Source organism: Cryobacterium sinapicolor (assembly GCF_004403465.1).
In the GTDB taxonomy this organism is placed as follows: Bacteria; Actinomycetota; Actinomycetes; order Actinomycetales; family Microbacteriaceae; genus Cryobacterium; species Cryobacterium sinapicolor.
This window is the reverse complement of sequence record NZ_SOGQ01000002.1, coordinates 19,333-27,332: the sequence shown is the minus strand read 5'-3', so window position 1 is coordinate 27,332 and position 8,000 is coordinate 19,333. Positions and strand designations below refer to the sequence as shown.

General features: G+C 68.7%; 4 protein-coding genes. All 4 read right to left on the bottom strand.

Annotation, left to right across the window (positions count from 1 at the left end; all coding sequences use genetic code 11):
- Positions 1 to 104: 104 nt before the first annotated feature.
- Complete coding sequence (locus E3T28_RS00120; protein WP_134426728.1) at positions 105 to 1,700, bottom strand: tetratricopeptide repeat-containing diguanylate cyclase; 1,596 nt, start codon at positions 1,698 to 1,700, stop codon at positions 105 to 107.
- A gap of 156 nt (positions 1,701 to 1,856) precedes the next feature.
- Positions 1,857 to 2,282 carry a dehydrogenase gene (locus E3T28_RS00115; protein ID WP_370259828.1) on the bottom strand — a complete coding sequence of 142 codons (426 nt, stop codon included), beginning with the start codon at positions 2,280 to 2,282 and terminating at the stop codon, positions 1,857 to 1,859.
- A 119-nt stretch (positions 2,283 to 2,401) separates the two neighbouring features.
- A complete protein-coding gene (locus E3T28_RS00110; RefSeq protein ID WP_134426724.1) occupies positions 2,402 to 3,034 on the bottom strand; it encodes a hypothetical protein in 633 nt (210 codons plus the stop codon).
- A gap of 139 nt (positions 3,035 to 3,173) precedes the next feature.
- Positions 3,174 to 7,976 carry an ExeM/NucH family extracellular endonuclease gene (locus E3T28_RS00105; protein WP_134426722.1) on the bottom strand — a complete coding sequence of 1,601 codons (4,803 nt, stop codon included), beginning with the start codon at positions 7,974 to 7,976 and terminating at the stop codon, positions 3,174 to 3,176.
- Positions 7,977 to 8,000: the final 24 nt, after the last annotated feature.

Genomic DNA, 8,000 nt, shown 5'->3' with positions numbered 1-8,000 from the left:
TGAGGGCCTCCGTGGCATCGACTTGAGTGTGGTAACCCAATCGATACCGGAGGTCCTCACCTTTTTAGCTCACGCCACGCTCACAACCTCCGTGGGAAGAACATCTAGCGGGCCTCGAGCAGCTCGGCCACCGGGTTCGACGTGGAGACGATGGCCGCATGCACGACCCGGTTGCGACCATCGCGCTTCGCCACATACAGGCGCACATCGGCGGCGCGCAGCAGGTCCGAAATCTGCTGGCCGTCGGCGGGCGCCACGGCAACCCCGAGGCTTGCGGTCACCGGAAGCGTACCGGTGATCGACGACCAGTCGTGATCAGCGATGGCCCGGCAGACGGCGTCGAAGCGCAGGTGCGCCTCGGTGGCGTCGATCCCCGGCATGATCAGCAGGAATTCCTCCCCTCCCAGGCGCGCGGCGATGCCGTCGGCCGCGGATGCCGCGGCGGTGATCAGAATGCTGCCCACTTCGCGGAGTACGGTGTCGCCGACCTCGTGCGACAGGGTGTCGTTGATGCGCTTGAAGTGATCGAGGTCGACCATGGCGATGGCCACGCTCGGCCCACCCTCCCGCACACGCATCAGCGCCGCGCCGAGGTGCTCGTCGACGAACCGGCGGTTGCGCAGTCCGGTGAGCGGATCACGCTCGGCCAACTCGCGGTACCGCTCGCTCTCCCGGCGGGACTCCGCGGTCTGATAGACGGCCTCGAGGATGCGCCCGCGCGACTCATTCTCGCTCGCGCCGAGCGCCTCGGACTGCTCGTGGAAGTGCCGGTACGCCTCGAACGCGGCGCGGAAATCGCCGTTGGCGGCGTGGATCTCGGCCTGTTCCCGGGCCGCTTCCGTCGACCATCGAATGAGCCCGAACCGTTGGGCCAGCTCGCGGCACCGGTCGATCACAGTCTGCGCCTGGTGCAGCTTTCCCTGCGTGCGGTAGATCACGGCCAGGGTGACGAGGGCCGCGGCGGAGCCGTCGGGATGCAGATCGCCGACTTCCGGGTCCATCGCCGGCAGCAGCTTCGCCTCCGCCTCGTCCAGCCGCCCCGCGGTGAGGTAGACGCGTGCGACCGTGTCGAGCGCGTACATGCCGATCTGGCGGTCACCCACCTCGGACAGTCCGATCAGTTGTTCAACGGCCGCGAGGGCCGCGGCCTGGTTGTGGGCCAGGTACTCGGTGTAGGCGAGATTGTTGAGGATGTTGTAACGGATGATGGTCTCTGGGTCGTCGATGACCAGGCGGAGGGCATCGTCGTAGCGGCGACGCGCCTCATCGAGGGACCCTGCCGAGCCGAGCGCGTCGGCCAGGCACTTGCGGGCGGCGGCTCGCATCAGCGGAACCTCCGAGTCCTCGAGCAGATCGTTCGCGGCGACGGCATGCTCCAGGGCCAGCGCCCGGTCGCCCACCATTTCGAAGACCGAACCGAGAACGTCATGACAGCGCGACTGCAGGGCGAGTTCGCCGTGTTGCTCCGCCCAGCTCAGGATCTGCTGCACCTGTACGGCGATCTGTCCCGGATCTCCGCGACGGATGCGCACGGCCGCGACGACAACCAGCAACCGGCGTGCGGTGGCGCCGTGCTCTCCCTCACCGAGCTCGGCCAGCCAGGCCTCGGCGTCCTCGAGGGCGACATTGCGGTCGATCCAGTACTGACGCTCAACGCGCGCGAGGCGGGCGTCGATCGGATCCTGCCCGGTCCCCGCCACTCTGACCTGCTCCCTGACAGGCCGAATGCTGACCGTGAGAAGTCCGTCGGATTCCGCTGTGAAAGCGAGCCGAACACTGTCAAACGTCAGCCTATCGCGGGGCGCCCGCCCGGTCGGGCGGTTGGGGACCCCCAGCCTGAGGGGGTCGATCGGGAGCTACTCGCCGCGCTCGCCTTCGCCGGACTCCGACTCGCCGGGTAGCGGGCCGAGGGCGCTCATCAGGTCCGCCGGCGCGGCCTGCATGACGTGCGGACCGGCGATGTCGAAGAACACCATCTCGAGCACCTGCTGGTGCACGGTGAGGAATTCGCGGAGCCACTGCGCGTCGCCGACCATGACCTGCGGATCGACCTCGTCGGGCACCATGCGGGCGTAGTTCTCGGCGGAGGAGAAGAGCAGCAGCATCCGTCGGTCGGTGCCCTCGCGCCCGAAGACCCGCACCTGCTCCGCCTGACCGTTGACGACCAGCTGCGGAACGATCATCACGTCATTGCGGAGGGCATAGGCCACGGCGACCACATCCTGGGCCGCCAGAGCGGCGGCGAGGGCAGGGGAATTCGTCGGTGGAGTCTCTTCAGTCACGGCTTCCATTCAACCAGTTGACGCGGTGCGGTCCCGACATGCGCACCTCTGGAGAGCCATGCCAGGAGCGATCGGGTCTCGACAAGCTCGACCACCGGGCCGCTCGACCACCGGGCGGCTCAGGAGAGGAAGAACTGCTTCGGGGTCGCCGACTCGATGCCGTCGACGGTCACGCTCAGGTTGTATGCCGCTCCCCCGGCCGGCGCGGCGTCGCGGGTGGCCTCGCCGCAGGTCTCCGGGCTCGAGCGGCTGCGGTCCCAGACGATCGCCTCCCCTGAGCTCACGGGCTCGCCCGGCTGCAGGGTGACGTCGGCGTCGCCTGCCTCCTGCTGGCAGTCGGTCGACGTCCAGTAGACGTCCGCGCCGCTCGAGACCGTGAAAACCTGAGTCGCCGTGCCCGCGTTCAGCACGCACGGGACGTCGCCGATATTGGTGACGCTGAGCGACAGCATCGGCTCTGCCCCGGGCTCATAGCTGACCGCGTCGGTGGTCGCTTCGACCTGCACGGATGACGGGTCGCACGCGGCCGCAGCCGCCGCCGGGTCGGAGACGGAGGCCTTCGCCCCCGTCGACGCGGCCTCGGCCGCGGGCGTCGGCGTGCTGCCCGGCTCGCCGGCGGCCGGGCGCACGAGGGATGAGATGACCATGATGAGGAGGGCAAGCACGATGAGCAGGCCGAGGCCCACCACGAGACGACGGCGCCAGTACACCTTGCTGGACTGGGGGCCGACCGGATGTTTGATCGTCGACATTACCCAAGGCTAACGAGGTCTACCGGCGCCGCCGCCAATGCCGCGCGTGTCGCGTGCGTGTCGGACCGGAAACGCCGAACCGGCGCGGCCGGCCTCGAGAGGCTCGGTTCCGCGCCGGTCCGTTTTCTTCCGGGCGCTCCTACCGACCGCGCTTCACCTTCTCGATCTTGATCTCGGTCCAGCCGAGCACGTCGCCGGCCTCGTCCTGCACGACGAGCTTGTACTTGCCCGCACGAATGTCGGCCGACAGGGTCGTGCTGACCTCACCCTGCGCGTTCACCAGCAGCCAGCCGCCCTGGTTGTCCTTCGGCTTCGACTGCAGCGACACGTAGACGAACTCGCCCGCCAGCTGCGCTCCGACGTCGACCGTGACCGGGGCGCCCGCGGCATACGTTGCCGCGTCGGTGTCGATCGCGTCCTTGAGCGCCTTGGTCAGCGCCTTCGGGCTCGCGGTGACCGGTTCGGTCGTCGGCGCCACCGGCACATTGACCGTGATCGGAACCCGCACGATAGTGCCGGACTCCGTGGCGGTGAGCTCGAGCACGCTGTTCGCCGCAGCATCCTGAGGCACCGTGACGGTAACGGTCGCCGTGCCGGTCGCGTCGATGGATGTCGTGCCCAGGCCGGCACTGCTGCCCGCCCAGAGCACGGACAGCGCCGTGTTCTTCGGGGCTCCCAGCGAGCTCAGGTTCAGGTCGCCCACGGTGAACGTGACCGAGGCGCCACGTTCGACGGTCTCAGTCGGAACACCCGTGACGCTGGCTTGGCGGGTGGCGAACGACGGCGTCAGAGGGCTCTTGGCCGTGATGTAGGAGATCCAGGCGTCTCGGTCGACGAGACCGGAGTCGCGCGTTCCCGTTCCGTTCTTGAACTCCCGGAAGTTGTCCCCTCCGGTGAGCAGGAAGTTGAACGATCCGACCCGGTAGGAGCGGGCCGGGTCGATGGCCGACCCGTCGATCCAGATGCCCGTGATGCGGTCGCCCTCGGCCCGGCTCGCGTCGAACGTGTAGTTCACGTTGTCGGACAGGCCCAGCTGCAGGAACGGGCGGCTCGGGATGTTGCCGGCCGCGTCCCGCTGCCACTGCTGCTCCAGGACCTTCTTGAACTGAGCCCCGGTGAGGCTGGTCGTCCACAGGTTATTCAGGAACGGCAGCACCGCATTGGCCTCGGCGTAGGTGACGACGCCGTCCGGCGAGTACCGCAGGTCGGCGCGCATGCCGCCGGGGTTGACCACGCCGATTTCGGCGCCGCCCTTGAGCGGGTCGGCCAGCGATTCGCGCAGCGAGTTAGCCACCAGGGTGCCCATCGCCGATGGTGCGGCCCGGTTCTCGGTGCACGGTGCCGTGCCGCCGAGGCAGGCGCGGGTGATGTCGGCCGTGAACGAGCCGATCGGCTGGTTGCCGATGACGGCCGCCTGGGCGAGCGCGGCATCCGTGATCGTCTTCACCGCGGCGACCCGCGGATAGGCGGCGACCAGCGTCGCGTCGGCCGTGACCGAGCGCTTGACGTTCTGGTTCTTCACGGTCGTGGTGTCACCGGAGGCGATGTCGTAGTTCAGAACGACCTGGCCGATGTTCTCGCCGTAGTTGCCGGTCTGGAGCACCGGGCGGGTGACGCCGGCGGCCGCACCGGGCAGCTGAGCGTTCCACGCGTACTGCTTGTGCGTGTGGCCGGTGAAGATCGCGTCGACCTCGGCCGAGGTCTGCGTGACGATCTGGGCGAACGCACTGTCGGTGAGGGCGAGCTCCTGCTCGAGGCTGGCACCGTCCGGGGTTCCCGCGCCGGCCCCCTCGTGGTACTCGGCGATCAGCACGTCAGCTTCGCCGTTGGCCGGGTCACCGTCGGTGAGCTGGGCCGAGACCCGGTTGACCGCGGCGACCGGGTCACCAAAGCTCAGGCTGGCGATCCCGTTCGGCGAGACCAGCGCCGGGGTCTCCTCGGTGACGGCGCCGATCACGCCGACCGAGACGCCGTTGACGTCGAAGATCGCGTATTCCTGCAGCGCCGGGGTCGTCGTGCCGAGCAGGTAGACGTTCGCGCCGAGGTAGTCGAAGTCGGCTGCGTCGGCGACGCGGCCGGTGAGATCCGCGAAGCCCTGGTCGAACTCGTGGTTGCCGACGGCCGAGGTCTTCAGGCCGAGCGCGTTCAGCACGTCGATGGTGGGCTTGTCGCCCTGCGACGCCGAGGCGAACAGCGAGGCGCCGATGTTGTCGCCGTCGGAGAGGAACAGGGTGGCCGCGTCCCCGTATTCCGCGCGGAGCTGCTCGATCGTTCCGGCGAACTTGACGGTGTTGGCGTCGATTCGGCCGTGGAAGTCATTGATGTTGAGCAGGTTGATGTCGACGTCGGTGGGGCTGGCGAGGTTCAACCCGACAATCGCCGGGTCGTGGTCCGACGAGCGGAACGGGTCGGCCACGTAGAAGTCGGTGACGTTGTTGTTGTACCGGCTGTACTCGAGCGCAACGGACTCGACCGAGTTGATGTTCCAGACGTCAACATCGGTTACCGCGGCATTCGCCTCGGGCGACGCGAACACGTGGTCGAGCGAGCCGACGGCGCCTCCGAACGCGTAGGTGTACTCGCCGGTCTTTGCTTCCTGGCTGAGGTAACCCGCGTCGGTGATGACCTTGATCGGGTCTTCCTGGTCGTAGGCGTTGAAGTCGCCGGTGAGGAAGACGCGCGCGATGCCGGTGCTGGCCTTCAGTGAGTCGGCGAATCCGACGAGCGCGGTCGCCTGGTTCACGCGGGACAGGTTCGAGGCGCCCTGGCCGTCGCCGGTGTCGGCATCGGCTCCGGTTCCGGAGCCCTTTGACTTGAAGTGGTTGACGATCGCGAGGAAGCTGCTGCCGGCGTCGCCGACCAGCTGGAACGCCTGGGCCAGCGGCTGGCGGGCGTTCACGAACGCGGCATCGTCGAAGATGGTCGAGCCGCCCACGGTTTCGACCGCGGCGGTCTTGTAGATGAATGCGGTGCGGATGACGTCTTCGCTGGCCGGGAGAGCTGCCGGCGAGGGAACGAAGCCCCAGACCGGACTGCCCGCGTCGGTGTTCAGCGCGGTGACGAGGTTGGCGAGGGCGAAGTCACGGTCCTTGCCGAAGCGGGCCGAGTTCTCGATCTCTTCGAGGGTGACGACGTGGGCGTCGAGGGCGTTGATCGCCGAGACGATCTTCGCCTGCTGCCGTTCGAAGCTGACCTGGGTGGCCGCGCCGCGGGCGCCGCAGCCGCTGTTGACCGTGATCGGCGTGCCGGCCCGGTCGCTGTAGTAGCTGCAGCCGGTGATCGAGTCACCGGTCGTGGCGAAGTAGTTGAGCACGTTGAAGGTGGCCAGACGGATGTCGCCACCCACGGCACGAGGGGCTGCGGTGCGGGTGTCGCTGAAGGTGGCCGGCTGAACCGTCGCCGCGTTCGCGGGAACCAGTTCGGTAATCGGCTGGAACTTCCAGGCGTTGTTGCGGTAGTCGAGGACGACCGGCGTGGTGAAGGTCACGGCCGCGCCGATCCGCACCGGGGCGGTCGTCGAGAGGTACGGAACGGGCTTGTCCTTGTTGATACTGGACAGGTAGTTGGTGGTGGCGCCGTCGTCGAGGGTGACCGCGCGCGCCTTGTTGCCGGCAACGGCCGCAGTGTACGCGTCCGTTCCCGGGCGGGCGGTGACGGTCGGGCCGACGAGCGGGGTGGCGCCGGCCGCGAGGCCGATCTCCCCGTACTGGTTGGTCGTGTAGTTGTTGGTGACGGTGAAGTCACCCTGCGGGGAGACGATCATGCCCTCGAGGGACTCGCGTGCGGCAGCCGTTGACGGGAGGCCGACGGTAGCGGGGACCGGTGCGACGATCCCGGCCTTGTCCAGCGCGGTCACGTCGCTGAGCGCGGTGACTGTGATCTGGGTGAGGCCGAAGAACTCGGTCGCGGTGCCGGTGACGGAGACGTGGTCGCCGGCCGCGACCGGGGCGGCCAAGGCGTTCGTGTAGACGAAGAGCCCGTCGGAGGCCGTGTGCGTGGTCAGGTCGACCGCGCCGCCGGTGCCGGGGGTCTGCAGGTAGAAGCCCCTGAAGCCGCCCGTGGGGTATGCGGCGGTGACGACGCCGGTCGTGGTGACGAGCTTGCCGGTCTGTGCGCCGGCATCCGTGACGCCCTGGATCTCCTTGATCGCGAGGGCGGTGGCCGGCGCGGGCGGAGTCGTCGCGGTGGGCGTCGGGGTGGGCGTGGCCGTCGGGGTGGGCGTCGGGGTGGGCGTGGCCGTTGGGGTGGGCGTGGCCGTCGGGGTGGGCGTGGCCGTCGGCTCGACCGGGGTGGCCGCGGTCTCACCGGCGGCGTTCGTCGGGGTGGGAGCAGCAACGGTGAAGTCGACCGAGTTGACGTCGGTGTCCAGGCCCGTGGCGCGGGTGAGCGCGGTGGTGACGGATGCGGCGGACGCCACCGTGGTCTCGTAGGTCAGCGAGGTGCCGTAGCCGAGCACATCAATGACGCCGGGGGCGTTGAGGAGGGATCCCGTGGCTGGGGCAGTCAGCTGCGTGGCCTGGTTGGCGAGGAAGAGGGTTCCGCCGCCACCGGCGAAGGAGAAACCGAGGGTGGCGTTGGGGGTGGGCAGCGCCGCGCCGTTGGTCGAGTTGGCCGTTCCCTGCACCAGGTAGTACCCCTTGGCGGGGATCGCGCCGCTCAGCGCGAGCGTGCCGGACGGGTTCGCCGCACCCGTGGCCGATCGGTACTGGAGCGAGGTGCCGTCGAGGGAGACGGCGGCGTCGGTGGGGTTGTAGAGCTCCACGAACTTGTTGAGATAGGTCGCTCCCGTGCTGCCACCGTTCAGGTAGGCCTCGTTGATCACGACTCCGGTGCCGCCGACGTCGGCGAAGGCCGGCAGGGCCACGAGGGGGCTGGCGACCAGCCCCATGCCCAACAGAGCGGAAAACGCAAATTTCAGACGGCTGTTTGGTGCAGGCGACATAGGGGTTCCCTCAATATTCAACGA

Bases quoted from the DNA above. Each gene is read 5' to 3' on its own strand.
- E3T28_RS00110 (WP_134426724.1), bottom strand. From the start codon at position 3,034: ATGTCGACGATCAAACATCCGGTCGGCCCCCAGTCCAGCAAGGTGTAC.
- E3T28_RS00105 (WP_134426722.1), bottom strand. From the start codon at position 7,976: ATGTCGCCTGCACCAAACAGCCGTCTGAAATTTGCGTTTTCCGCTCTG.